Source organism: Pseudomonas sp. XP1 (genome assembly GCF_053557675.1).
This window is the reverse complement of sequence record NZ_JBNRIJ010000042.1, coordinates 14,684-37,679: the sequence shown is the minus strand read 5'-3', so window position 1 is coordinate 37,679 and position 22,996 is coordinate 14,684. Positions and strand designations below refer to the sequence as shown.

General features: G+C 63.9%; 21 protein-coding genes. 12 read left to right on the top strand and 9 right to left on the bottom strand.

Going from position 1 to position 22,996, the window contains the following annotated elements:
• Positions 1 to 86 precede the first annotated feature (86 nt).
• The 4 genes from ACK1U9_RS23530 to ACK1U9_RS23515 all read right to left on the bottom strand — a co-directional run bounded on the left by ACK1U9_RS23530 (position 87) and on the right by ACK1U9_RS23515 (position 4,899).
• Complete coding sequence (locus ACK1U9_RS23530; RefSeq protein WP_085602067.1) at positions 87 to 491, bottom strand: META domain-containing protein; 405 nt, start codon at positions 489 to 491, stop codon at positions 87 to 89.
• Positions 488 to 925 carry a hypothetical protein gene (locus ACK1U9_RS23525; protein ID WP_046616651.1) on the bottom strand — a complete coding sequence of 146 codons (438 nt, stop codon included), beginning with the start codon at positions 923 to 925 and terminating at the stop codon, positions 488 to 490. The genes ACK1U9_RS23530 and ACK1U9_RS23525 overlap by 4 nt, the downstream gene beginning before the upstream one ends.
• A 31-nt stretch (positions 926 to 956) precedes the next feature.
• Entirely contained in the window at positions 957 to 1,946 is a 990-nt protein-coding gene (locus ACK1U9_RS23520) for a 2-hydroxyacid dehydrogenase (RefSeq protein WP_322493245.1), read from the bottom strand.
• Positions 1,947 to 2,142: 196 nt separating this feature from the next.
• Positions 2,143 to 4,899: a response regulator gene (locus ACK1U9_RS23515; RefSeq protein ID WP_085602065.1), complete on the bottom strand. Its 2,757-nt coding sequence runs from the start codon at positions 4,897 to 4,899 to the stop codon at positions 2,143 to 2,145.
• Between the two features lie 193 nt (positions 4,900 to 5,092).
• Here ACK1U9_RS23515 and ACK1U9_RS23510 point away from each other — a divergent pair, with 193 nt between their 5' ends.
• The 7 genes from ACK1U9_RS23510 (at position 5,093) to ACK1U9_RS23480 (ending at position 13,506) form a co-directional block, all read left to right on the top strand.
• Positions 5,093 to 5,812, top strand: coding sequence for a response regulator transcription factor (locus ACK1U9_RS23510; RefSeq protein WP_085602064.1), 720 nt, complete (start codon positions 5,093 to 5,095; stop codon positions 5,810 to 5,812).
• Between the two features lie 3 nt (positions 5,813 to 5,815).
• The gene (locus tag ACK1U9_RS23505; protein WP_085602063.1) at positions 5,816 to 7,207 is read left to right on the top strand and encodes a sensor histidine kinase; all 1,392 of its coding nucleotides are present in this window, start codon (positions 5,816 to 5,818) and stop codon (positions 7,205 to 7,207) included.
• Positions 7,208 to 7,365: 158 nt separating this feature from the next.
• On the top strand, positions 7,366 to 8,265 hold the full coding sequence (gene cysM, locus ACK1U9_RS23500) for a cysteine synthase CysM (protein WP_023662461.1): 900 nt from the start codon (positions 7,366 to 7,368) through the stop codon (positions 8,263 to 8,265).
• A complete protein-coding gene (gene rlmD / locus ACK1U9_RS23495) occupies positions 8,266 to 9,624 on the top strand; it encodes a 23S rRNA (uracil(1939)-C(5))-methyltransferase RlmD (protein ID WP_046616656.1) in 1,359 nt (452 codons plus the stop codon). It begins immediately after the preceding gene.
• Positions 9,625 to 9,720: 96 nt separating this feature from the next.
• Complete coding sequence (gene relA, locus ACK1U9_RS23490; RefSeq protein WP_015269231.1) at positions 9,721 to 11,961, top strand: GTP diphosphokinase; 2,241 nt, start codon at positions 9,721 to 9,723, stop codon at positions 11,959 to 11,961.
• A 145-nt stretch (positions 11,962 to 12,106) separates the two neighbouring features.
• Positions 12,107 to 12,940, top strand: a complete 834-nt coding sequence (gene mazG / locus ACK1U9_RS23485) for a nucleoside triphosphate pyrophosphohydrolase (protein ID WP_025338013.1) — start codon at positions 12,107 to 12,109, stop codon at positions 12,938 to 12,940.
• Positions 12,941 to 12,966: 26 nt separating this feature from the next.
• Positions 12,967 to 13,506 (top strand): DUF2058 domain-containing protein, encoded by a 540-nt coding sequence (locus ACK1U9_RS23480; protein ID WP_046616657.1) that lies wholly within the window; start codon positions 12,967 to 12,969, stop codon positions 13,504 to 13,506.
• A 45-nt stretch (positions 13,507 to 13,551) separates the two neighbouring features.
• Here ACK1U9_RS23480 and ACK1U9_RS23475 read toward each other — a convergent pair whose 3' ends face one another.
• The 4 genes from ACK1U9_RS23475 to purM form a co-directional block, all read right to left on the bottom strand.
• Positions 13,552 to 13,734 carry a hypothetical protein gene (locus ACK1U9_RS23475; RefSeq protein ID WP_046616658.1) on the bottom strand — a complete coding sequence of 61 codons (183 nt, stop codon included), beginning with the start codon at positions 13,732 to 13,734 and terminating at the stop codon, positions 13,552 to 13,554.
• 224 nt (positions 13,735 to 13,958) lie between these two features.
• Positions 13,959 to 14,669 carry a DUF3108 domain-containing protein gene (locus ACK1U9_RS23470; RefSeq protein WP_046616659.1) on the bottom strand — a complete coding sequence of 237 codons (711 nt, stop codon included), beginning with the start codon at positions 14,667 to 14,669 and terminating at the stop codon, positions 13,959 to 13,961.
• Positions 14,670 to 14,677: 8 nt separating this feature from the next.
• A complete protein-coding gene (gene purN / locus ACK1U9_RS23465; protein ID WP_046616660.1) occupies positions 14,678 to 15,331 on the bottom strand; it encodes a phosphoribosylglycinamide formyltransferase in 654 nt (217 codons plus the stop codon).
• The gene (gene purM / locus ACK1U9_RS23460; protein WP_046616661.1) at positions 15,331 to 16,389 is read right to left on the bottom strand and encodes a phosphoribosylformylglycinamidine cyclo-ligase; all 1,059 of its coding nucleotides are present in this window, start codon (positions 16,387 to 16,389) and stop codon (positions 15,331 to 15,333) included. Before purM ends, purN begins: the two co-directional genes overlap by 1 nt.
• A gap of 363 nt (positions 16,390 to 16,752) precedes the next feature.
• Here purM and ACK1U9_RS23455 point away from each other — a divergent pair, with 363 nt between their 5' ends.
• The 5 genes from ACK1U9_RS23455 (at position 16,753) to ACK1U9_RS23435 (ending at position 21,218) form a co-directional block, all read left to right on the top strand.
• Positions 16,753 to 17,820, top strand: a complete 1,068-nt coding sequence (locus ACK1U9_RS23455) for a DUF2066 domain-containing protein (protein ID WP_108480673.1) — start codon at positions 16,753 to 16,755, stop codon at positions 17,818 to 17,820.
• Positions 17,821 to 17,832: 12 nt separating this feature from the next.
• The gene (locus ACK1U9_RS23450; RefSeq protein ID WP_046616663.1) at positions 17,833 to 18,906 is read left to right on the top strand and encodes an AI-2E family transporter; all 1,074 of its coding nucleotides are present in this window, start codon (positions 17,833 to 17,835) and stop codon (positions 18,904 to 18,906) included.
• 152 nt (positions 18,907 to 19,058) lie between these two features.
• Positions 19,059 to 19,766 (top strand): DnaA regulatory inactivator Hda, encoded by a 708-nt coding sequence (gene hda / locus ACK1U9_RS23445; RefSeq protein ID WP_013971369.1) that lies wholly within the window; start codon positions 19,059 to 19,061, stop codon positions 19,764 to 19,766.
• A gap of 125 nt (positions 19,767 to 19,891) precedes the next feature.
• A complete protein-coding gene (locus ACK1U9_RS23440) occupies positions 19,892 to 20,545 on the top strand; it encodes a C40 family peptidase (RefSeq protein ID WP_108480672.1) in 654 nt (217 codons plus the stop codon).
• A gap of 139 nt (positions 20,546 to 20,684) precedes the next feature.
• The gene (locus ACK1U9_RS23435; protein WP_046616665.1) at positions 20,685 to 21,218 is read left to right on the top strand and encodes a C40 family peptidase; all 534 of its coding nucleotides are present in this window, start codon (positions 20,685 to 20,687) and stop codon (positions 21,216 to 21,218) included.
• Here the strand turns inward: ACK1U9_RS23435 and ACK1U9_RS23430 are convergent.
• Positions 21,184 to 22,530 (bottom strand): PQQ-dependent sugar dehydrogenase, encoded by a 1,347-nt coding sequence (locus ACK1U9_RS23430; protein ID WP_449110215.1) that lies wholly within the window; start codon positions 22,528 to 22,530, stop codon positions 21,184 to 21,186. The two genes, ACK1U9_RS23435 and ACK1U9_RS23430, sit on opposite strands and share 35 nt — an antisense overlap.
• Between the last annotated feature and the right edge of the window lie 466 nt (positions 22,531 to 22,996).

Sequence of the window (22,996 nt, the reverse complement as noted above, 5' to 3'; positions counted from 1 at the left end):
CACAGGTACTGCACAGGGTTCATATGCTGTGCAGTACCTGTGGGAGCTGGCTTGCCGGCGATAGGGCCGGTACAGGCAATAGCGATTCAGCCTTCCTCAGGCCAGAAGCGCAGCGGCTTGCCTTCGGCCGGCCAGAAACGCATCTGCTCGATAGGCGACACATCCCAGCGCTGAACTGTTTCCAGCGCCTGCAGGAAGCGCTTTTCCTGCTCCATCAACGCCGGTGCGCAGAGCTTGCGGGTTTTGCCGACCTTGCCGAAGCTCAGATGCTCGCCGTCCAGTGTGTACGGCGCAAACCAATGGTTGCAGCCGCCGTTGCCATAGGCACGGCCATCGCTGGCCAGGGTCAGGGTGAGGTGGCTGTAATCGATCAGCGGCCGCTCGCCAATCCACTCCAGCACGTAGCTGCGCTCCTGCTGCAGTTTCGAAGGTTCAGCGGCGCAGCCGAGCAGGGCGGTGGCAACCAGCACGCCGGTCAGCAGGTTCTTCACTCGGCACTCTCCTGGCAACGCGGGCACAGGTGTTTTTCGCCACGGCTGGCCCAGCCCAGCTCGGCAACACGCGCGTTGGCGGCAGGCTGGCGGGCTTTCTTGCCCAGCTTGGCGTCCACCGCGAACTCGAAGTCCAGCACGGCGTCGCAGCTGTCGCACGCAACCTGCCAGGTGAGGATTTCCAGCTCGTGGAACACCGGGCCGCTGGCCACGGCAACCCACTGGCCGCGCGGGTTGATCAAGTGACGCACGCTCTCCACTGTCAGGCGCATGGACAAGTCCTTGCTGCCTTTGAGGGTAACCAGCAGGGTGTCGCCTTTGTGCATCGAGCCGCCGTTGCCGGTGACCTGGTAGCGGCCAGGCACCAGTGCGCGGCACTCGATCAGGGTGTGTTGCGGGTTGAAAAGGGTGTAGCGGAAATCGTGCTCGACCATGGGTCCTCCAGAAATGCCGCGTATCCTAGCACTAACCCGTCACCAGATTCTGTGGATCGCCTGCCGCCCAGCGGTTGATGTTGTCCAGCGTGGTGGCGGCGATGGCATCCAGCGCCTCGCGGGTAAGGAACGCCTGGTGGGCGGTGATGATCACGTTTGGGAAGGTCAGCAGGCGGGCCAGTACGTCGTCCTGCAGCGGCAGGTCGGAGCGGTCTTCGAAGAACAGCTGGGCTTCTTCTTCGTAGACGTCCAGGCCCAGGTAGCCGAGCTGGCCGCTCTTCAGCGCGTCGATCAGCGCCGGGGTGTCGACCAGCGCGCCGCGGCCGGTGTTGATCAGCATGGCGCCGGGCTGCAATTGGGCCAGGCTTTGTGCATTGATCAGGTGCCGGGTGTGTTCGGTCAGCGGGCAGTGCAGGCTGATGATGCGGGCTTCGCGCAGCAACTCGGGCAATGGCAGGTAGCGCGCGCCCAAGGCCAGCAGCTCGGGGTTGGGGTAAGGGTCATAGCCCAGCAACTGGCAGCCGAAACCGGCCATGATACGGGCAAAGGCGGTGCCGATCTGGCCGGTACCGACCACGCCGACGGTCTTGCCGTGCAGGTCGAAGCCGGTCAGCCCGTGCAGGGTGAAGTCACCCTCGCGAGTGCGGTTGTAGGCCCGGTGCAGGCGCCGGTTCAGGGCCAGGATCAGCGCCACGGCATGTTCGGCCACGGCGTGCGGCGAGTAGGCCGGCACTCGCACTACGGTCAGGCCCAGGCGCTGGGCGGCGGCCAGGTCGACGTGGTTGTAGCCGGCCGAACGCAGGGCGACCAGGCGTGTGCCGCCCGCGGCCAGGCGTTGCAGCACCTGGGCGTCGAGTTCGTCGTTGATGAAGGCGCAGACCACCTCGTAGCCATCGGCCAGGGCAGCGGTTTCGAGGGTCAGGCGGGCGGGCTGGAAGTGCAGGTCCAGGGTGGTGCCGCTGGCGGCCCGGGTGAAGCTTTCCTGGTCGTAGTGCTGGCTGCTGAACAACAGGGCGCGCATGGTGGGGCTTCCTATGCAGTGGTCTGGGGATTGTAGCCAGCGATGTTTGCCCGATATTGATCCATGCCGGCCAGGTAATTTCTTTGTAGGAGCAGCCTTGTGCTGCGAAGAGGTCGGTGGAGGCGGCCGTTAATGTATCGCCTGTACTGGCCTCTTCGCAGCACAACGCTGCTCCTACAAAGAATGTACTCGGGCTTCAGGCGCTCAATCTGGCCTGCGCCGCCAAGCGGTTGATTGCCGCATCCAGTTCGTCCAGTGCCTGCTGAGCCAGCGGGTTTTCCTGCTTGAGCAAGGTTTCGCTGCGCTGACACGCGGCCCGCAACTGCGGTACTCCGCAATACCGCGAGGCGCCATTCAGGCGGTGCACCTGTTCGATAAGGCCGTTGCGGTCGTTGGCCTCGCGGGCAGCGCGTATGGCTTCGCGGTCGGCTTCCAGCGATGTCAGCAGCATGCTCAGCATATCCGCCGCCAGGTCCGCCTTGCCGGCGGCCAGGCGCAGGCCTTCCTCGGGGTCCAGCACCTTCAGGTCATCACCATTGGCCAGTTGCTCGGCCAGGCGTTCCTGCTGCGGCGCGCCCAGGCTCAGGCCGGTCCATTTCATCACCACCTGGGCCAACTGCCGTTCACTGATCGGCTTGGTCAGGTAGTCGTCCATGCCACCGTGCAGCAACGCGCGCTTCTCGTTGGCCATGGCGTGGGCGGTGAGGGCGACGATCGGCAGCGGGTTGCCGCTTTGGGTGTTTTCCCACAGGCGGATCTGCTCGGTGCAGGCGCGGCCGTCCATGCCGGGCATCTGCACATCCATAAGCACCAGATCGAACGGCTCGTCCTGCACCGCCTGCACAGCCGCATAGCCGTTGTCGACGGCCAGCACCTCGGCGCCCAGGTCTTCGAGCAGGGTCTGGACCAGCAGCAGGTTGGCGGGGTTGTCGTCGACGCAGAGGATCTTCGGCTGGCGCTGGCCGTTGACGCTGTTCACCTCGCCCTGCGGACGGCGCGGTTGCACCAGCTCCAGCAACAGGCGGCGCAGTTTGCGCGTGCAGGTCGGCTTGGACAGCAACTGGCCATGGCCGTTGGGCAGGTACGGGTGGTACAGCGCTTGCTCGGTGGTCGGGCACAGCACCACGCACTGGCAATGGTAGCGCTCGAGCTGCTGGTGGTAATGGCCCAGCTGCTCGGGCGACAGGTTGCCAAGGTTGGCCCCGAGCACGGCGAACTCGAACGGCAGGCCGGCCTGGTTGGCGGCCTGCACGCCCTGCAGCAGCTGGTCGTAGGAGGCGAACAGGCTGACGCTGAGGCCGCAGTCTTCCAGCTGGTGTTCCAACGCCTGGCGCGCCAGTTCGTGGCCATCGACGATGGCTGCGCGGCGGCCCAGCAGCGGTTGCAGCGGTAGTTCCTCGACACCGTCGTCGGCCTTGGGCAGGTTGAGGCTGATCCAGAACTGCGAACCCTCGCCCGGGGTGCTGTCGACGCCGATTTCGCCGCCCATCTGCTCGATCAGGCGCTTGGAAATCACCAGCCCCAGGCCTGTGCCTCCGGGCTGTCGGGCCAGCGAGTTGTCGGCCTGGCTGAAGGCCTGGAACAGTGTCCGCACATCCTGCGGCGACAGACCGATGCCGGTGTCCTGTACGCTGATGCGCAGCTGCGCACTGTCTTCGTGCTCGTCTTCGAGCATGGCGCGCACGACGATGGTGCCTTCGCGGGTGAACTTGATGGCGTTGCTGACCAGGTTGGTAAGGATCTGCTTGAGGCGCAACGGGTCGCCGATCAGCGACGATGGAGTATCGCGGTAGATCAGGCTGAGCAGCTCCAGCTGCTTGGCGTGGGCAGCCGGGGCGAGGATGGTCAGGGTGTCCTGGATCAGATCGCGCAGGTTGAACGGGATGCTGTCGAGTACCAGCTTGCCGGCCTCGATCTTGGAGAAGTCGAGGATCTCGTTGATGATCCCCAGCAGGTTGTCGGCGGACTTCTCGATGGTGCTCAGGTAGTCCAGCTGGCGCGGTGTCAGCTCGCTTTTCTGCAGCAGGTGGGTGAAACCGAGGATGCCGTTGAGCGGGGTGCGGATTTCGTGGCTCATGTTGGCCAGGAATTCCGACTTGATGCGGCTGGCCTCCAGGGCTTCCTTGCGCGCCATGTCCAGCTCGATGTTCTGGATCTCGATGGTTTCCAGGTTCTGGCGCACGTCCTCGGTGGCCTGGTCGATGCTGTGCTGCAGCTCTTCGTGGGCATTGTGCAGGGTTTCGGCCATGCGGTTGATGCCGCGCGCCAGTTCGTCCAGCTCATGGCTGCCCATGGCGGGCAGGCGTTCCTCGAGGTGGCCGTCCTTTAGCTGGTTGACTGCGTGCTTGATGCGCTTGATCGGGTCGTTGATGGTGCGGCTCATGCGCAGTGCCAGCAGGCCGCTGAGCACCAGGCAGGCGAGGATCAGCAGCAGGCTGGTGAACAGGTTGCGATAGCCGCGCAGCAGGGTGCCGTCGTGGGACAGCTCGATTTCGACCCAGCCCAGCAGGCGTTCGGCTTCGGCCGGCACGGCATCGGTGGCCAGGTCGCGATGGTGGCCGAACACCGGCATCAGGTAGCGGGTGGCGTCATTGCCGCTGCGTTGCAGCAGCTGGGTGCCGGTACCGCCGCTGGGCGGCTGGTTGAGCATGCTCGGGCCGGCGTGGGCCAGGCGCGTGCGGTCCGGGGCCAGGAAGGCGACTGCGCGCACATCGGCCTGCTCCAGGGTTTGTGCGGCAATGCGCTCAAGTTGCGCCGGTGCCAGCTTGGCCATGGCGGGCGCGGCCAGCGGCGCCAGTTGCTCGGCGATCATCTTGCCGCGTTGCAGCAGCTGGGTGCGCAGGTCGTTCTGTTGCAGCCAGGTAAAGTAACTACCCAGCACCAGGGCCATCAGGCCGGCCGGCAGCAGGGCCAGCAGCAGGACCCGGCTGCGAATTCCCAAGCGATCGAGCACACTCGCCTCCTGTGATGTGCCTGGACGCCGTCAAGCGATGACGGCCAAGCCGGGAAGTTACTCCGCCTGCCGCGCTATTGCACCTCTTTAGTACGTGTTTTGCGCCCTTGCAGGGGCATTGGTCGCAGGGCGGTTGCCTGGCAGGCGCTGGATACTCAATAATTGCGCAATTGAGAATGCATGGCAGTTGCCAATGAATCCTGTAGCTATTCACAACTCCAATATTCTTGCCATCGAGGATGACCCGGTCCTGGGTGCCTACCTGCACGAAGAGCTGCAGCGCGGCGGTTTCCAGGTGACCTGGTGCCGCAATGGCCTGGAGGGCCTGGAAACGGCGGGGCGCCAGGCTTTCGACGTGGTGCTCATGGACATCCTGCTGCCAGGGCTCAACGGTCTGGATGCCCTCGCGCAGTTGCGCAAGCGCAGCGCCACGCCGGTGATCCTGATGTCGGCGCTGGGCGCCGAGGCCGACCGCATCAGCGGTTTCCAGCGCGGCGCCGACGACTACCTGCCCAAGCCGTTCAGCATGGCCGAGCTGCAGGTACGCATCGAGGCCATCCTGCGCCGCGTGGCGCTCGAGCGGCGCCATCAAACCCCGCAGGTGCGTGCCGGCAGCGGCGAATTGCAATACGACGAGGCACTGTACGATGTGCGCCTGGATGGTCGCCTGGCCGGCCTGACTCCCAGTGAATACCGCCTGCTCGACATCCTCAATCGCAACCTCGACGAAGTGCTGAGCAAGCCGTTCCTCTACCAGCAAGTGCTGCAGCGAGGCTATTCGCGGCACGACCGCAGCCTGGACATGCACGTCAGCCAGATCCGCCGCAAGCTCAAGGGCATCGGCTATCACGAACGGCAGATCCGTACCGTGTGGGGCAAGGGCTACGTGCTCAGCGCCAGCGAGGCGGAGTGACCCATGCTCGACCGCCATTCGCTGTTCTGGAAGCTGGCGTTCCTGTTGGTGGGCTTCTGCCTGCTGATGATCGGCCTCAGCTACACCTGGGGCCGCCACATGGAAACCCAGAACGCCTTCCTCTCGGAACCCGCGCGGCAGGCCTTGCGTGGCTATGCTGCCGAGGCCGAGCAGGCCTGGCGCAGTGGTGGGCGGGCAGGGCTGGACCGTTGGGTGGCAGTGATGCACCAGCGCGAACGCGGCTGGGTTGGCGTTCTCGACCTCAACCTGCGGCCGCTGGACAGCGCCAGCCTCGACCCGCAGATCATGCAGCGGCTGACCCGCCTGCGCGGTGTCGACTGGCCGATGAGTCGGCGCAGCGTCGAGCAGCCGTGGCTGCGCATACCGTTTCCGGGGGCTCCGGAGCAGGGCATGCTGGTGATCGAACTGCCGCAGCGCTTCAACCCCGGCCAGTACCGCATGCTGTGGCGCATCGTCACCAACGGCATCATCCCCGGCCTGTTCACCCTGCTTTTGTGCGTGGGCCTTTACCGCATGCTGATCGTGCCGTTGAATCAGTTGCGCGAGCAGGCAAATGCCTGGCGCGCCGACCAGTTGTCGGCTCGCCTCGACCCACGCACCATCGCCCGGCATGACGAGCTGGGCGAGCTGGCCCGAGCTTTCGACCAGATGGCCGAGCGGCTGCAGGGCACGGTATCCATGCAGCAGCAGTTGTTGCGTGACCTGTCCCACGAAATGCGTACGCCACTCAGCCGGCTGCGGGTGGCCTGTGATGGCGAAGCCGACCTGCAGCGCCTGCGTGAACGCCTGACACGGGAGGTGGACTGCATGCAGCAACTGGTGGAGGACACCCTGCAACTGGCCTGGCAGGACGCCGAGCGTGCGCCGATGAACCTGGAGCCGATCGAGGTGCAGGCGTTGTGGGAGCTGCTGGCCGAGAATGCCAGCTATGAAAGCGGCTGGTCGCTCGCGCGGCTGCGCTGCGAAGTGCCGGCCAACTGCTGGGTGCTGGGCAATCTGAACCACCTGGCCCAGGCGCTGGAGAACCTGTTACGCAATGCCATTCGACATTCGCCAGCCGATGGTGTGGTGCGCCTCGGTGGGCAGCGTGACGGCGGGTACTGGCGGTTGTGGCTGGAAGACGAAGGCGGTGGCGTGGCTGAAGAAGACCTGGAGCGGATCTTCGCACCGTTCTCGCGGCTGGACGGTTCGCGGCCCGGGGACGGCGGGTTCGGGCTGGGGCTGAGCATCGCCCGCAGTGCCATCCAGCGCCAGGGGGGCACCTTGTGGGCGCAGAATGGCAAACGCGGGCTGCGGTTGTGGATGCGCTTGCCATTACATGTGCCGGCCCCTTCGCGGGTGAACCCGCTCCCACAGGTTCATCACTACTCTTGAGGCCAGTGAAGTCCTTGTGGGAACAGGTTCACCCGCGAAAGGGCCGTACAGGCTATTGATATAGCTTGTAGCTATATCCACCACAGATTGCGTGATATGGCCGGGAAGGGTTTGCCGGTATGATAGGCACCCCTGCCGTCCGGATTGTGAAATACGCCATGACCTTGCAGTACCCAACCATCGCCGATTGCGTCGGCAATACGCCCCTGGTTCGCCTGCAGCGTATCGCTGGCGAAACCAGCAATACCCTTCTGCTCAAGCTCGAAGGTAACAATCCCGCCGGCTCGGTGAAGGACCGCCCGGCACTGTCGATGATCACCCGCGCCGAACTGCGCGGCCAGATCAAGCCCGGCGACACCCTGATCGAAGCCACCTCCGGCAACACCGGCATCGCCCTGGCGATGGCTGCGGCGATCAAGGGCTACAAGATGATCCTGATCATGCCCGACAACTCCACCGCCGAGCGCAAGGCCGCCATGACCGCCTACGGTGCCGAGCTGATCCTGGTGACCAAGGAAGAGGGCATGGAAGGTGCCCGTGACCTGGCCGAGAAGCTGCAGGCCGAAGGCCGCGGCCTGGTGCTGGACCAGTTTGCCAACGGCGACAACCCCATCGCCCATTACAACAGTACCGGCCCCGAGATCTGGCAGCAGACCCAGGGCACCATCACCCATTTCGTCAGCTCCATGGGTACCACCGGTACCATCATGGGCTGCTCGCAGTACCTCAAGGAACAGAACCCGGCGGTGCAGATCATCGGCCTGCAACCCATGGAAGGCTCGGCCATTCCGGGCATCCGCCGCTGGCCGGAGGAATACCTGCCGAAAATCTTCGACGCCAGCCGTGTCGACCGCGTGGTCGACATGTCGCAGCAGGAAGCCGAGGAAACCACCCGCCGCCTTGCCCGTGAAGAGGGCATTTTCTGCGGCGTGTCTTCCGGTGGTGCAGTCGCGGCCATGCTGCGCCTGTCCCGTGAGGTGGAAAATGCCACGATGGTCGCGATCATCTGCGACCGCGGCGACCGTTACCTGTCCACCGGCCTGTTCGACCCGAGCTAAATGTCCAAGAAGAAAAGCAACAGCGGCCTGCGCTTCCAGCCGGCCGGCGGCAACCGCAGCCCCCAGGTCCCGGTCGGCAAGAAGCAGCGCCTGGAAATCGAGCGCCTGGCCGGTGACGGGCGGGGCATTGCCTTCCACGAAGGGCGCACCTGGTTCGTCAGTGGCGCCCTGGCCGGCGAGGCCGTGGAAGCGCGGGTGCTCAATGCCCGTGGCAAAGTGGTCGAGGCTCGCCTGGAGCGCCTGCTGCAGGCCAGCCCCGAGCGCCGTCAGGCACCGTGCCGGTATTACGAGCGCTGCGGTGGCTGCAACCTGCAGCACCTGCCGCACGAAGCGCAGCTGGCGCTCAAGCAGCGCACCCTGGCCGAGCAACTGCAGCGGGTGGCCGGCGTGCAGCCCGAGGAATGGGCTGCACCGCTGAGCGGGCCGGAGTTCGGCTACCGGCGCCGTGCCCGCGTGGCCGTGCGCTGGGACGCCAAGGCGCGTCAGCTGGAGGTCGGCTTCCGTGCCGAAGCCAGCCAGGACATCATTGCCATCGATGATTGCGCGGTGCTGGTACAGCCCTTGCAATCGATTCTGCGCCACTTGCCGACCGTGCTGCGCTCGCTGAGCAAGCCGCAGGCGCTGGGCCATGTGGAGCTGTTCAGCGGCACTGCCGAAGCGCTGCTGGTGCGCCATGTTGCGCCGTTGCCGGCTGAAGACCAGGCCAGGCTCCAGGCGTTCTGCCAGCAAGCCAATGCCCAGCTGTGGCTGCAGGGCGAAGGTGAGCCGGCGCCAGTGGACCCGGCCGCTCAACTGGGCTTTGCCCTGGCGCCCTGGCAGCTGGAACTGGCCTGGCGCCCAGGTGACTTCGTGCAGGTAAATGCCCAGGTCAACACGGCGATGATCGAGCAGGCCCTGGCCTGGCTCGCACCTCAGGCCGATGAGCGCGTGCTGGACCTGTTCTGCGGCCTGGGCAACTTCGCCCTGCCCCTGGCCCGGCAGGCGCGTGAGGTGGTTGCAGTCGAAGGTGTGCAGGCCATGGTCGATCGGGCCGCAGCCAATGCCCGGAACAACAATGTGCATAACGCACGGTTTTTTCAGGCCGATTTATCGCAGCCTTTGGCGGGCGCCGGATGGGCCGCCGAGGGCTTTTCTGCGGTACTCTTGGATCCACCGCGCGACGGTGCTTTCGAGGTGGTGCAAGGCATCGCCCGCCTCAAGGCCAGAAGACTGGTCTATGTATCGTGCAACCCGGCCACGCTGGCGCGAGACGCCCAGGTGCTGGTCGGCCAGGGGTACCGGTTAAAAAGGGCCGGGATTCTCGACATGTTTCCTCAGACGGCGCATGTCGAGGCCATGGCGTTATTCGAAGCGGGCTAGCTGACTGGCCCCTTGGTGCGGCTTTCACGGAAGGGTGGCCGCACGGTGATCGCCAGCGCACCCGCGTGGTGCGCTGTATGGAAAGGTAAAACAAAGATGGTACAGGTGAGAGTGCACCAGCCGGTCAATACCGACGGCAGTATCAATCTCGAAGCATGGTTGGACCATGTGGTAAGCGTCGATTCGGCACTGGATCGCGCAGCGCTGAAAGAGGCCTGCGAGTTTGCCCATGAAGTCGAGAAAAAGGGCAACCCGGCCAAGCATTCCTGGGCGGACGGTACGTCCAGCTTCCAGGCGGGCCTGGAGATCGCCGAAATCCTCGCCGACCTCAAGCTCGACCAGGATTCCCTGGTGGCGGCGGTCATCTACCGCTCGGTGCGCGAGGGCAAGGTGACCCTGGCCGAGGTCAGCCAGCGCTTCGGCCCGGTGGTGTCCAAGCTGATCGACGGTGTGCTGCGCATGGCTGCGATCAGCGCCAGCCTCAGCCCGCGCCAATCGCTGGTGCTGGGTTCGCAGGCGCAGGTCGAGAACCTGCGCAAGATGCTCGTGGCCATGGTCGACGACGTGCGCGTGGCGCTGATCAAGTTGGCCGAGCGCACCTGCGCGATCCGAGCGGTCAAGGCCGCCGACGACGAGAAACGCCTGCGCGTCGCGCGCGAAGTGTTCGACATCTATGCGCCACTGGCCCACCGCCTGGGTATCGGCCACATCAAGTGGGAGCTGGAAGACCTGTCCTTCCGCTACCTTGAGCCCGATCAGTACAAACAGATTGCCAAGCTGCTGCACGAGCGCCGGCTGGACCGCGAGCGCTTCATCAGCGAGGTGATGAACCAGCTGCAGAACGAGCTGCTGGCCACTGGCGTCAAGGCCGACATCAGCGGCCGGGCGAAACATATCTATTCGATCTGGCGCAAGATGCAGCGCAAAGGCCTGGAATTCAGCCAGATCTACGATGTGCGCGCGGTACGCGTGCTGGTGCCGGAAATCCGCGACTGCTACACCGCGCTGGGCATCGTGCACACCCTGTGGCGGCATATCCCCAAGGAGTTCGACGACTACATCGCCAACCCCAAGGAGAACGGCTATCGCTCGCTGCACACCGCGGTGATCGGCCCCGAGGGCAAGGTGCTGGAAGTGCAGATCCGTACCCACGGCATGCACGAGGAAGCCGAGCTGGGTGTTTGCGCCCACTGGCGCTACAAGGGCACCGACGTCAAGTCCAGTTCCAACCATTACGAAGAGAAGATTTCCTGGCTGCGCCAGGTGCTGGAGTGGCACGAAGAGCTGGGCGACATCGGTGGCCTGGCCGAGCAGTTGCGGGTCGACATCGAGCCGGACCGGGTCTACGTGTTCACCCCGGACGGCCATGCCATCGACCTGCCCAAGGGTGCCACGCCGCTGGACTTCGCCTACCGCGTGCACACCGAAATCGGCCACAACTGCCGCGGCGCCAAGATCAACGGGCGCATCGTGCCCCTCAACTACAGCCTGCAGACCGGCGAGCAGGTCGAAATCATCACCAGCAAGCACGGCAACCCCAGCCGTGACTGGTTGAACTCCAACCTGGGCTATGTCACCACCTCGCGGGCCCGGGCCAAGATCGTGCACTGGTTCAAGCTGCAGGCACGCGACCAGAACGTCGCTGCCGGCAAGACCTTGCTCGAACGCGAGCTCAGTCGCCTGGGCCTGCCGCAGGTGGATTTCGAGCGCTTGGCCGAGAAGACCAACGTCAAGACCGCGGAAGACATGTTCGCCTCGCTCGGTGCCGGCGACCTGCGCCTGGCGCACCTGGTCAACGCCGCCCAGCAGCTGCTTGAGCCCGAGCGCATCGAGCAGATCGAACTGGTACCACGCAAGCCTACCGGGCCGCGTACCGGCAAGCGTGGTGATATCCAGATCCAGGGTGTCGGCAACCTGCTGACGCAGATGGCCGGCTGCTGCCAGCCGCTGCCGGGTGACGCCATCGTCGGCTACATCACCCAGGGCCGCGGCGTGAGCATCCACCGCCAGGACTGCGCCTCGGTGCTGCAGTTGGCGGGCAAGGAGCCGGAGCGCATGATCCAGGTCAGCTGGGGGCCGATTCCGGTGCAGACCTACCCGGTCGACATCGTCATCCGTGCCTACGACCGCCCGGGTTTGCTGCGCGATGTATCGCAGGTGCTGCTGAACGAGAAGATCAACGTGCTGGCGGTGAACACCCGCTCCAACAAGGAAGACAATACCGCGCTGATGTCGCTGACCATCGAGATTCCAGGCCTGGATGCGCTGGGGCGCCTGCTGGGGCGGATCTCGCAGTTGCCGAACATCATCGAGACGCGGCGTAATCGTACCCCTTGATAATCTGGATTGGGGCCGCTGTGCGGCCCATCGCCGGCACGCCAGCTCCTACAGGTACCCCGCAGGTCTCAAGTCCTGTGCAATACCTGTGGGAGCTGGCTTGCCGGCGATCGGGGGCAAAGCCCCCGCCAAGGAATAGCTGACCATGACCTACACCCTCGAAGACCTGCTGCACCTCATGGCCCGACTGCGTGACCCGCAGTACGGCTGCCCGTGGGACCTGAAGCAGAACTACGCGAGCATCGTCCCTCACACCATCGAAGAGGCCTACGAGGTTGCCGACACCATCGAGCGTGGAGACTTCGAGCACCTGCAAGGCGAGCTGGGCGACCTGCTGTTCCAGGTGGTCTACTACAGCCAGCTGGCACGTGAGGAAGGGCGTTTCGAGTTCGACGGCGTGGTCGACAGCATCACCCGCAAGCTCATTCGCCGTCACCCGCATGTGTTCCCCACCGGCGAGCTGTATGCGCCGGTGGACACTCCCAGCCTGAGCGAGGCCCAGGTCAAGTCGCGCTGGGAAGAGATCAAGGCCGAAGAACGCGCAGAAAAGAGCCAGCCCGAACAGCTCTCGTTGCTCGACGACGTGCCGGCGGCATTGCCGGCATTGTCGCGGGCAGCCAAACTGCAAAAGCGCGCAGCCACGGTCGGTTTCGACTGGCCTGCGGCTTTGCCGGTGCTGGACAAGGTCCGCGAAGAGCTGGACGAAGTGCTGCAGGCCATGGCCGACGGCGATGCCGATGCGCTCGAGGATGAAATCGGCGACCTGCTGTTTGCCGCCGTGAACCTGGCCCGCCACCTCAAGCATGACCCGGAACACGCCCTGCGCCGTGCCAACCGCAAGTTCGAGCGGCGTTTCCGCTTCATCGAACAGGCATTGCGCGACAGTGGCCGACCCATCGAAGATTGTAACCTTGACGAACTGGATGCCCTTTGGGGTGAAGCCAAACGTCAGGAAAAGAACCTGCCCAGCTGCGGCTGAGCTGTTGCATAAGTGAGTGAACATTCATGAGCCTTTCCCTTCGCGACCAACTGCTCAAAGCCGGTCTGGTCAACCAGAAACAGGTTTCCCAGGCCAACAAGGCCGAGAAGAAACAGAAACGCCTGGAGCACAAAGGCCAGGTCGAGGTGGACGACAGCCAGCAGCGCATGGCCAAGGAAGCCATGGCCGAGAAAGCCAAGCGTGACCAGGAACTGAACCGCCAGCAGCAGGAAAAAGCCGAGCAGAAGGCCCGCGCCGCGCAGATCAAGCAGTTGATCGAAGCGACTCGCCTGCCGAAGTTGAACACCGAGGACTACTACAACTTCGTCGACGACAAGAAGGTCAAGCGCATTGCCGTCAATGCCCTGATGCGGACCAAGCTGAGCAATGGCGCGCTGGCCGTGGTGTCGTTTGGCGGCGGTTACGAGGTGATCCCTCGTGAGGCGGCGGTAAAGATCCAGGAGCGCGATCCCAGCCGTATCCTGTTGCTGAATACCCATGTCGAGGAAGCGGACGAGGACGACCCGTATGCGGCCTACAAGATCCCTGATGATCTGATGTGGTAAGCACGAAAAACCCCGCCTTGGCGGGGTTTTTCATTTGAAGGTGGGTCATTGCGAGGCGCGCTGGTTTTCCAGGTTTTCCAGCTCTGTACGGTACTGGTGCGCTTCATGTTCATTGTGGAACATCCCCACCAGCTGGCCCTGTTGGTGCACATCCCAGATCCGCACACCAGCGGCCAGGCCTTCGTGGGACATTTTCGATTCGTCGCGTTCGGTTACTTGGACTGTCATCGTCAAACTCCACTGCTTCAGTTGGCTGCGACACTGTGTCGCACAACCTCTTTATAGAGTTTGTTAGCAGGCTAAGTAAATAAAACGGGCATGAAACAAGTTTCATGAAGCTGGAAGGTGTATTGCCTCGGCTGGCCCTATCGCCGGTACAGACAGGACAGAAACGTCAGGCAGAAAAAAGCCCCGCACAAGGCGGGGCTTCGGGTAATGCTGGCAGCGCTGGCTCAGTTGCCCTTCACCGGCTTGCCATCGACCGTGCCATCCTGCAACACGATCACGTATTCCTTGCCATCGGTCTCGACCTGGCGCAGTTGCACCAGCAGGTAGTCCCAGTTCTTGGCGAACCACAGCTCGGTGATGCGCTTGCTCTGGCTTGGGTCGCGCACGCGCTCGACCTTCACCGCATCGACCTGGCCGGTCTTGGTAGTGACCTTTTCGGTGCCCAGCACGCGGAAGTCGTAGGTGTCGATCTCGTCACCGTCGACCACCTGATAAGTCATGCTCTTCTTGCCGGCGGCCACGTCATGCTGCAGGGCCAGCTGGTAGGACGACTTGTCCAGCACGCCGCGGTTCAGCGGCAGGCTGATGGCATCGCCACGGTCGCTGCCGGTGACCTTCTTGTTGTTCCAGTCGAAGCTCAGGTCGACTTTCTTGGCCTTGCCCAGGCCGCCACGCTCGAAGTGGTATTTCTGCGGCAGCAGGGTGTCGTTGTCCAGACGCAGGGTGCTTTGCTCGGTCAGGCTGGCGATCATCATGGAAGCCTTGAAGTTAAGGTCCCAGGTACCGTTGGCATTCTTGACCAGGCTGCGCTCGGCGGTGCCGCTCATGGGCAGTTGCTTCCAGTCTGCGGTATAGCTGGCCGAGAAAGGCTTCAGATCAGCTGCCTGGAGGGGCAGGGCGAGCACGGCGAGAGCCAAGAGCAGGGCGCGACGCATAAGTTCTCCTAGGATCGAATCAAGTGACCGCTGGCCGCCAGGGGCTGGCCATCCAGTAATGCACCCTGTTCGCCAAGGCGCAAGCGCCCTTCGGCGAACCAGCGCACCGCCAGCGGGTAAATCAGGTGTTCCTGGCGGTGTACCCGCTGGGCCAGGCTTTCAACGGTGTCGTCTGGCGCCACCGGTACCACAGCCTGTACGACCAGTGGGCCGCCATCGAGTTCCTCAGTAACGAAGTGTACGCTGCAGCCGTGCTCGGCGTCGCCTGCCTCCAGCGCCCGGCGGTGGGTATGCAGGCCCTTGTATTTGGGCAGCAGCGACGGGTGGATGTTGAGCAGGCGGCCCTGGTAGTGGCGCACGAAGTCGCCACTTAGGATGCGCATGAAACCGGCCAGCACCACCAGGTCCGGGGCGAAAGCGTCGATGCGCGCCATCAGCGCGGCATCGAAGGCTTCACGCCCGTCGAACTGGGTGTGCTCGAGCACGACGCTGTCGATGCCGGCCGCCGCGGCGCGTTGCAGGCCGTAGGCATCGGCGCGGTTGGAAACCACCGCACGGATGCGCACCGGGCTTTCCTGGCCTTGGCAACTGTCGATCAGGGCTTGCAGGTTGCTGCCGGAGCCCGACAGCAGTACCACTACATTGCAGGTATTGCTTGGCATCAGTGTGCCTTGAGGTTCTGCAGGTCGACCTGGGCGGCGCCCTCAGCGGCTTCGGCGATGTGGCCGATCACCCATGGCTGCTCGCCAGCGGCGCGCAGTTCGTTCAGGGCAGCTTCTACCTGATCCTGGGCCACGCAGATGACCATACCGACGCCGCAGTTCAGCACGCGGTGCATTTCATGCTCGTCGACGTTGCCTTTTTCCTGCAGGAAGTCGAACACCGCCGGACGCTGCCAGCTGGCCACGTCGATGACCGCCTGGGCGTTGGCCGGCAGTACGCGCGGGATGTTGTCCAGCAGACCGCCGCCAGTGATGTGGGCCATGGCCTTGACCGCGCCGGTGTTCTTGATCAGCTGCAGCAGCGGCTTGACGTAGATGCGGGTCGGCGCCATCAGCAGGTCGGTCAGTGGCTTGCCGTCGAGCTGGGTGTTCTCGATGTCGGTGGCGGACACTTCGAGGATCTTGCGGATCAGCGAGTAGCCGTTGGAATGCGGGCCGGAGGACGGCAGGGCGATCAGTGCGTCACCAGTGGCAACCTTGGAGCCGTCGATGATCTCGGCCTTTTCCACCACGCCGACGCAGAAGCCGGCCAGGTCGTAGTCTTCGCCTTCATACATGCCAGGCATTTCGGCGGTTTCACCGCCGACCAGCGAGCAGCCGGCCAGTTCGCAACCGGCACCGATGCCGGTAACCACGGTGGCGGCCACGTCGACGTTCAGTTTGCCGGTGGCATAGTAGTCGAGGAAGAACAGCGGCTCGGCGCCGCACACTACCAGGTCGTTGACGCACATGGCGACCAGGTCCTGGCCGATGCTGTCGTGCTTGTTCAGGTTCAGTGCCAGGCGCAGCTTGGTGCCGACGCCGTCGGTGCCGGAGACCAGCACCGGCTGCTTGTAGCCGGCCGGGATCTCGCAGAGGGCGCCGAAGCCGCCCAGGCCACCCATGACTTCAGGGCGTGCGGTGCGTTTTGCCACGCCCTTGATGCGTTCGACCAGTGCTTCGCCGGCGTCGATGTCTACACCGGCGTCCTTGTAGCTCAGGGAGGGTTGCTTGCTCATTGATCCAGGCCTTTAGGAGGGAGGGATTCTTAAAAACGACCATGACGGCCAAGGCCGGCTGGTAAGCGGCGGCTGCCTGAAACGTCAGTGGTCTGTGAAGGCGCGCGATTTTATCAGGGTTGCCGGGCAGCGGCCATCCTCAGGCCGACGGGCAGGGCATGAAAATAGGTAAAAAGTCGGGGGTGTACGCCACAAGGGCTGCGCCATGCACGCGCAGGTGCTGAACCTGTTGCGGCGAACACCTGTCAGACCCATCACATCTCCCCGGCAATTTCCGCAACCAATCTTTCATGCTCGCGACTGGTTACCTTGCGCCCCCATGTATAAGGTATAGGCATTGCGGTAAGTGGACAGGAATCCTCCATGCGTCTCTTCAATATTCTGGCAGTCGGTTGCCTGGCCATGATCTCGGCCACTGCCCAGGCTGAAAGCGTCTCCGGCCTGTACCAGGTGCGGGAACCGGTATCCGGGCAGGGCGCCGAAGCCCGTGCCGCGGCTACCGCCCAGGCCCTCGATACCCTGGTAACGCGCCTTACCGGCGACCCCAAGGCAGCGCAAAGCCCGGCATTGGCCGGGCTGCGCAAGGACCCGCAGCAAATCATCAATCAGGTCGCCAGCGAAGCCGGGCCACCCGAGTCGGTGCTGGTCGAGTTCGACCCTGGCAGTACCGAACGGGCCTTGCGCAAGGCCGGCCTGGCCTTGTGGAGCAGCAACCGCCCCTCGATCCTTGGCTGGTGGCTGAACGACAGTGTCGAAGGCAGCAACCTGGTCGGTGACGGCCAGGCCAGTGCCCAACCCCTGCGTCGTGCCGCCCAGCACCGCGGCCTGCCGTTGCGCCTGCCGCTGGCCGACCTGCAGGAGCAACTGGTGGCCAATGCCGAGCAGATCGAAGGCAGCGACCCTGCGGCGCTGCGCGAAGCCTCAGGGCGCTACGGCGCGGATGCCTTGCTGGCAGTGCATGCCCGGGAAGCCGACGGCAAGTGGCAAGGCAAATGGCAGCTGTGGCTGGGCGACCAGCGTGAACAAGGTACTGCCGAGGGTGCCGACCCGGCAGCGTTGGCCGACGCCGTGATGCTGGCGCTCAGCAGCCGCCTGGCCCCGCGCTACGTCACCCGCCCGGGTGCCAGCAGCCAGTTGCAGGTGCAAGTGCAAGGGATGAACCTGCAGCGCTATGCCGAACTGGCCCGCGTGCTCGAACCCTTTGGCCCGCGCCTGCGAGTCGCTGAAGGCAGCACCTTGACCTACGGCGTGACCGCCAACCGCGAGCAGCTGCGCGCCCAGCTTGGCCTGGCCAAGCTGCAGGAAGTGCCGGTAGAGCAGGCGCCCGCTGTGCAGCCCCCTCCAGCTCCGGCAGACGCTGCCGGCGCCGGGCAACCAGTGCCGGCCCAGCCAGCACCCAAGCCGTTCGACGGTTTGCGTTTTCGCTGGTAAGGGGAGCACACCGTGACCGACGTACGTCGTTGGATCTGGCTGGGCGTTGCCCTGCTGGTCGCTGTGCTGCTTTACAGCCTGCACAACATTCTTACCCCGTTCCTGGTCGGCATCCTGCTGGCCTACCTGGCCGACCCGCTGGTCGACCGCCTGGAGCGCCTGGGGCTGTCGCGCACCTGGGGCGTGGTGGTGGTTTTCGGCCTGTTCACCTTGCTGTTGCTGGCGTTGCTGCTGGTGTTGGTGCCGCTGCTGGCAAAGCAGCTGGTGCGCCTGTACGAACTGGCGCCGCAGATGCTCGACTGGCTCGAGCACGTGGCGCTGCCCTGGGTGCAGAGCCGCCTGGGCCTGGCTGACGGTTTCTGGAAGTTCGACAAGATCAAGGCCGCGATCGGCACGCACATGGGCCAGACCACCGATATCGTCGGCGTGCTGTTGTCCCATGCCACCGCCTCGGGCCTGGCGCTGATGGCCTGGCTGGCCAACATGGTGCTGATCCCGGTGGTGGGTTTCTATCTGCTGCGCGATTGGGACCTGATGATGGCCAAGCTGCGCGGCCTGCTGCCGCGCCAGCGTGAGCCGCAAGTGATGGGCCTGGCGGGCGAATGTCATGAGGTGCTGGGGGCGTTCGTGCGCGGGCAATTGATGGTGATGGTGGCCCTGGGCATCATCTATTCGGCCGGGCTGATGCTGGTGGGACTGGAACTGGGGCTGCTGATCGGCATGCTCGCCGGGTTGGCTGCCATCGTGCCGTACATGGGCTTCATCATCGGCATCGGTGCTGCCTTGGTGGCTGGCCTGTTCCAGTTCGGCGGCGACCTGTACCCGATGCTGGGCATCGTCGCGGTGTTCATGGTCGGGCAGGCGCTGGAAGGCATGGTGCTGACCCCGCTGCTGGTCGGCGACCGTATCGGCCTTCACCCGGTGGCGGTGATTTTCGCGATCCTGGCTGGCGGTGAGCTGTTCGGCTTTACCGGGGTGTTGCTGGCGTTACCGGTGGCGGCGGTGATCATGGTGCTGCTGCGGCATGTGCATGACCTGTACAAGGAATCGGACATGTATGCCGGGGATATCGACCCGGAGTTGTGATCCTGGGGGCTGCAACGCAGCCCCATAATGGCGCAACCTGTTGATTTTACTTGTGCTATCCGCAGCCGTGATTGTGCACCCCGCGCTGCGGGTATAGACTTTGCACATTGTTCACCAAAGGCCCCCTGCGGTCCTGTCGACCGCCCGCGAGCATGAAACCACCGATCCAGTTGCCCCTGGGTGTGCGCCTGCGCGATGACGCCACCTTCATCAACTACTATCCGGGCGCCAATGCCGCGGCGTTGGGCTACGTCGAGCGGCTATGCGAAGCCGACGCCGGCTGGACCGAGAGCCTTATCTACCTGTGGGGCAAGCAAGGTGTTGGCCGTACCCACCTGCTACAGGCCGCTACCCACCGCTTCCAGCAACGCGGCGAGCCAGCCGTCTACCTACCGCTGGCGCAATTGCTCGATCGTGGCGTAGGGCTGCTCGACTACCTGGCCCAGTACGAACTGGTGTGCATCGACGACCTGCACGTGATCGCCGGCAAGGCTGACTGGGAAGAGGCCATGTTCCACCTGTTCAACCGCCTGCGTGACAGCGGCAGGCGCCTGCTGCTGGCTGCCTCGGCATCGCCGCGCGAACTGCCGATCAAGCTACCCGACCTGAAGTCGCGGCTGACCCTGGCCCTGGTGTTCCAGATGCGTGGCCTGTCCGATGAAGACAAGCTGCGAGCCCTGCAACTGCGTGCTTCGCGCCGCGGCCTGCACCTTACCGACGAAGTCGGCCACTTCATCCTCACCCGCGGTGCGCGCAGCATGAGTGCGTTGTTCGACCTGCTCGAACGCCTCGATCAGGCCTCGTTGCAGGCACAACGCAAGCTCACCATCCCTTTCCTCAAGGAAACCCTGGGCTGGTAACCCCGAAAACGCTGGGCCAGAGCGGCAAAACAAAAAAGTCACATCTTTTTCGATAAAATTTGCAAATGGCCATGATAGAGGGCATAGTTTCACCCTTCTAAAGGATTACAGACACGGTCGTGCCCATGCTGAAGCGCTTCGCACCCCTCGTGCCACTCGCACTCGTGACCCTGCTTTTTGGCTGCGCGGCCCAAGGCCCAGCTTCTCATCCAGAGGCGCAGTCCCAGGATCAAACCCCGATCGCCGCACAATCGGCGTTCAAGGCCAAAGCCTCTTCCTCGTCGGTATTCGGCGAGCCGGAAGAACTGGCCACCGAAGATGACCTGGAGGCCTTCTCCAGCAGCAAGCCTTACCAACTGCCAGCGCTGGCTGACAGCATTCTCGAGCGCGGCATGTCGCTTATCGGTACCCGCTACCGCTTCGGTGGTACCTCGGAGAAGTCCGGCTTCGACTGCAGTGGTTTCATCGGCTACCTGTTCCGCGAAGAGGCGGGCGTTACCCTGCCGCGTTCCACGCGTGAAATGATCAACGTCGATGCCCCGAAGGTGGCCCGCAACAAGCTCAAGCCGGGTGACCTGCTGTTCTTCAGCACCAACGGGCGCGGCCGCGTCAGCCATGCCGGTATCTACCTGGGTGACAACCAGTTCATCCACTCCAGCAGCCGCCGCAGTGGTGGCGTGCGTATCGACAGCCTCGGTGACCGCTACTGGAGCAAGACCTTCATCGAAGCCAAGCGTGCCTTGGCCATGGCGCCGACCACCAATATCGCGCGCAACTGATAGCAAAATGATATATCCTGCCGCGGCGGCGATGCTTTGAAAAAAGCTCGCCGCCGTGCGCATTTATAGAAAGCGTCTAATCTAAATTCTCAATTCTTTTCGGCTGCGGCCCAGCGGACTCAGACAGGATGTTCTGGCCATGGTAAAGATGGCGCGCTTCGCATTTCTCTCCTTGGCAGCCTTGCTGGCTGCCTGCTCCAGCCGTGCGCCTGCGCCGGCCCCTGTGGTACAGCCGCAGGTAACCTATAGCCAGCCCAGCCCTTCGCCGATTGCCGATGACGTGCTGATGCGTGCTATCGGCCTGGTGGGTACGCCTTATCGCTGGGGCGGCAACACGCCGGATTCCGGTTTCGATTGCAGTGGCTTGATCAAGTACGTCTACCGTGATGCTGCGGGCATAAGCCTGCCGCGTTCTACGCGTGAGATGATCGTCATGCGCGCGCCAACCGTGGATGCCAAGTCGCTGCAGTCCGGCGACCTGGTGTTCTTCGCCACCAATGGCGGCTCGCAGGTCAGCCATGCCGGCATATATGTGGGGGAGGGGCGCTTCGTGCATGCACCTTCCAGCGGTGGCACGGTGCGCCTGGACTACCTGTCCAACAGCTACTGGGCCAAGGCTTACCTGCAGGCCAAGCGGGTCATTCCGCAAGGGCATCTGGCGCAGAACCCCTGAGGACAGGCGGGGCTTTGCTCACTCGCCAGACCACATTGCCGACATCATCGGCCACCAGCACGCCGCCACGCCCGTCGGTGATTACGCCGACCGGGCGCCCTTGGGCCTTGCCATGCTGATCAAGAAACCCGGTAAGCAGGTCCACCGGCTTGCCCGAGGGTTTTCCTGACGGGTCGAACGGTACGAAAATCACCTTGTAGCCACTGTGTGGCTTGCGGTTCCACGACCCGTGCTGGCCCACGAATGCCCCTTGTTCGAAGGGCGGTGGTAGCCCGTTCGGTTCGGCGAATGCCAGCCCCAGCGATGCCGTGTGTGGACCCACTGCGTAGTCGGGCACCAGCGCCTGGGCCACTTTTTCAGGCGCTGGCGGTTGCACTCGCTCGTCCACGTGGCTGCCATAGTAGCTGTAGGGCCAGCCATAGAAACCGCCGTCCTTGACGGAAGTGATGTAATCCGGTACCAGATCGCTGCCGATCTCGTCACGCTCGTTGACTGCCGTCCACAACGCACCGCTGTGCGGCTCCCAGGCCAGGCCGTTAGGGTTGCGCAGACCGGTGGCGAACAGGCGGTGCTGGCCGCTGGTGGGGTCCACTTCCCAGATCGCGGCGCGTCCCTGTTCCTTGTCCATACCGTTTTCGCCTACGTTGCTGTTGGAGCCTACTGTCACGAAAAGCTTCCTGCCATCAGGGCTGGCGATCACGTTCTTGGTCCAGTGGTGATTGAGCGGCCCGCCTGGCAACTCGACCACCGGTTGGCCTTCATTGCGAATTTGCATGGCACCGGGCTCATAGTGAAAGCGCAGCAACCTGTCGGTGTTGGCCACGTAGAGGTCCTTGCCGACCAGGGCCATGCCGAACGGTGAGTTGAGCTCTTCGATGAAGGTCGTTCGGATTTCGGCGACGCCGTCGTGGTCGGCATCACGCAGCAGGGTAATGCGGTTGGCGCTGGGCACGCTTGCACCTGCCCGCTTCATCACCTTCTTCATTACCCAACCGCGCAGGCCCTTGCCATCTTCGGGCTTGGGCGGGGCATTGGTTTCGGCCACCAGTACGTCGCCGTTGGGTAGCAGGTATAGCCAGCGAGGGTGGTCGAGCCCGCTGGCGAACGCTTTCACCTCAGTGCCTGGTGCTGCTTCGGGCTTGACGTCCTTGGGCCAGCCCACTGCTGGGGCGATATTCACCGTTGGGAGGGTGGTCTTGACTGGAGCGGGCAACTGGGGCGTTGGACCACTGCCTTCGAGTACATTCAGCAGTGCGGTTTCGCCGCAGGCCGTCAGGCTGGCGGCCAATAACCAAGGCGTCAGGTGTTTCATGGGCGGCGACCTCCTAACAGGGCCTATGAATTGAGAGGTCGTTGACATTCGCCAGGTTCCCGGAACCATCCAACTGTCTTGCCTTGCCTTGCCTTGCCTTGCCTTGCCTTGCCTTGCCTTGCCTTGCCGTTGCTTTTGCTTTTGCTTTTAAGCGCGCAATAGTTCAGGCGCCGCCGATTGCGACTTCAGGAGGCCGAGCGGAGGGACTGCGGAGGGAGGTGACGGGCATGGATGCCCGTCAAGCGCTGAGGCCCCATGGATGGGGCCTGCAGCGCGTACTCCCGGGAGCAGGCCCGTAGCGAGGGAACCCCGGAGCGTAGCGGAGGGGCCGGATGATAGGAGCCAGCGTTTTTTGGTTACTTTTTGTCGCGTTTGACAAAAAGTGACCCGCCGTAAGGGCGGAAAGGTGATTAAGCGCCACCTTCGAAAATGAATGTTGACCCTGTTGTTGATGCCCACGCTTGAA

Bases quoted from the DNA above. Each gene is read 5' to 3' on its own strand.
- rlmD (WP_046616656.1), top strand. From the start codon at position 8,266: ATGTCCAAGAAGAAAAGCAACAGCGGCCTGCGCTTCCAGCCGGCCGGC.
- ACK1U9_RS23520 (WP_322493245.1), bottom strand. From the start codon at position 1,946: ATGCGCGCCCTGTTGTTCAGCAGCCAGCACTACGACCAGGAAAGCTTC.
- purM (WP_046616661.1), bottom strand. From the start codon at position 16,389: ATGAGCAAGCAACCCTCCCTGAGCTACAAGGACGCCGGTGTAGACATC.
- ACK1U9_RS23435 (WP_046616665.1), top strand. From the start codon at position 20,685: ATGGTAAAGATGGCGCGCTTCGCATTTCTCTCCTTGGCAGCCTTGCTG.
- ACK1U9_RS23455 (WP_108480673.1), top strand. From the start codon at position 16,753: ATGCGTCTCTTCAATATTCTGGCAGTCGGTTGCCTGGCCATGATCTCG.
- ACK1U9_RS23505 (WP_085602063.1), top strand. From the start codon at position 5,816: ATGCTCGACCGCCATTCGCTGTTCTGGAAGCTGGCGTTCCTGTTGGTG.
- cysM (WP_023662461.1), top strand. From the start codon at position 7,366: ATGACCTTGCAGTACCCAACCATCGCCGATTGCGTCGGCAATACGCCC.
- relA (WP_015269231.1), top strand. From the start codon at position 9,721: ATGGTACAGGTGAGAGTGCACCAGCCGGTCAATACCGACGGCAGTATC.
- ACK1U9_RS23525 (WP_046616651.1), bottom strand. From the start codon at position 925: ATGGTCGAGCACGATTTCCGCTACACCCTTTTCAACCCGCAACACACC.
- hda (WP_013971369.1), top strand. From the start codon at position 19,059: ATGAAACCACCGATCCAGTTGCCCCTGGGTGTGCGCCTGCGCGATGAC.
- ACK1U9_RS23480 (WP_046616657.1), top strand. From the start codon at position 12,967: ATGAGCCTTTCCCTTCGCGACCAACTGCTCAAAGCCGGTCTGGTCAAC.
- ACK1U9_RS23440 (WP_108480672.1), top strand. From the start codon at position 19,892: ATGCTGAAGCGCTTCGCACCCCTCGTGCCACTCGCACTCGTGACCCTG.
- ACK1U9_RS23470 (WP_046616659.1), bottom strand. From the start codon at position 14,669: ATGCGTCGCGCCCTGCTCTTGGCTCTCGCCGTGCTCGCCCTGCCCCTC.
- mazG (WP_025338013.1), top strand. From the start codon at position 12,107: ATGACCTACACCCTCGAAGACCTGCTGCACCTCATGGCCCGACTGCGT.
- ACK1U9_RS23510 (WP_085602064.1), top strand. From the start codon at position 5,093: ATGAATCCTGTAGCTATTCACAACTCCAATATTCTTGCCATCGAGGAT.
- purN (WP_046616660.1), bottom strand. From the start codon at position 15,331: ATGCCAAGCAATACCTGCAATGTAGTGGTACTGCTGTCGGGCTCCGGC.
- ACK1U9_RS23475 (WP_046616658.1), bottom strand. From the start codon at position 13,734: ATGACAGTCCAAGTAACCGAACGCGACGAATCGAAAATGTCCCACGAA.
- ACK1U9_RS23430 (WP_449110215.1), bottom strand. From the start codon at position 22,530: ATGAAACACCTGACGCCTTGGTTATTGGCCGCCAGCCTGACGGCCTGC.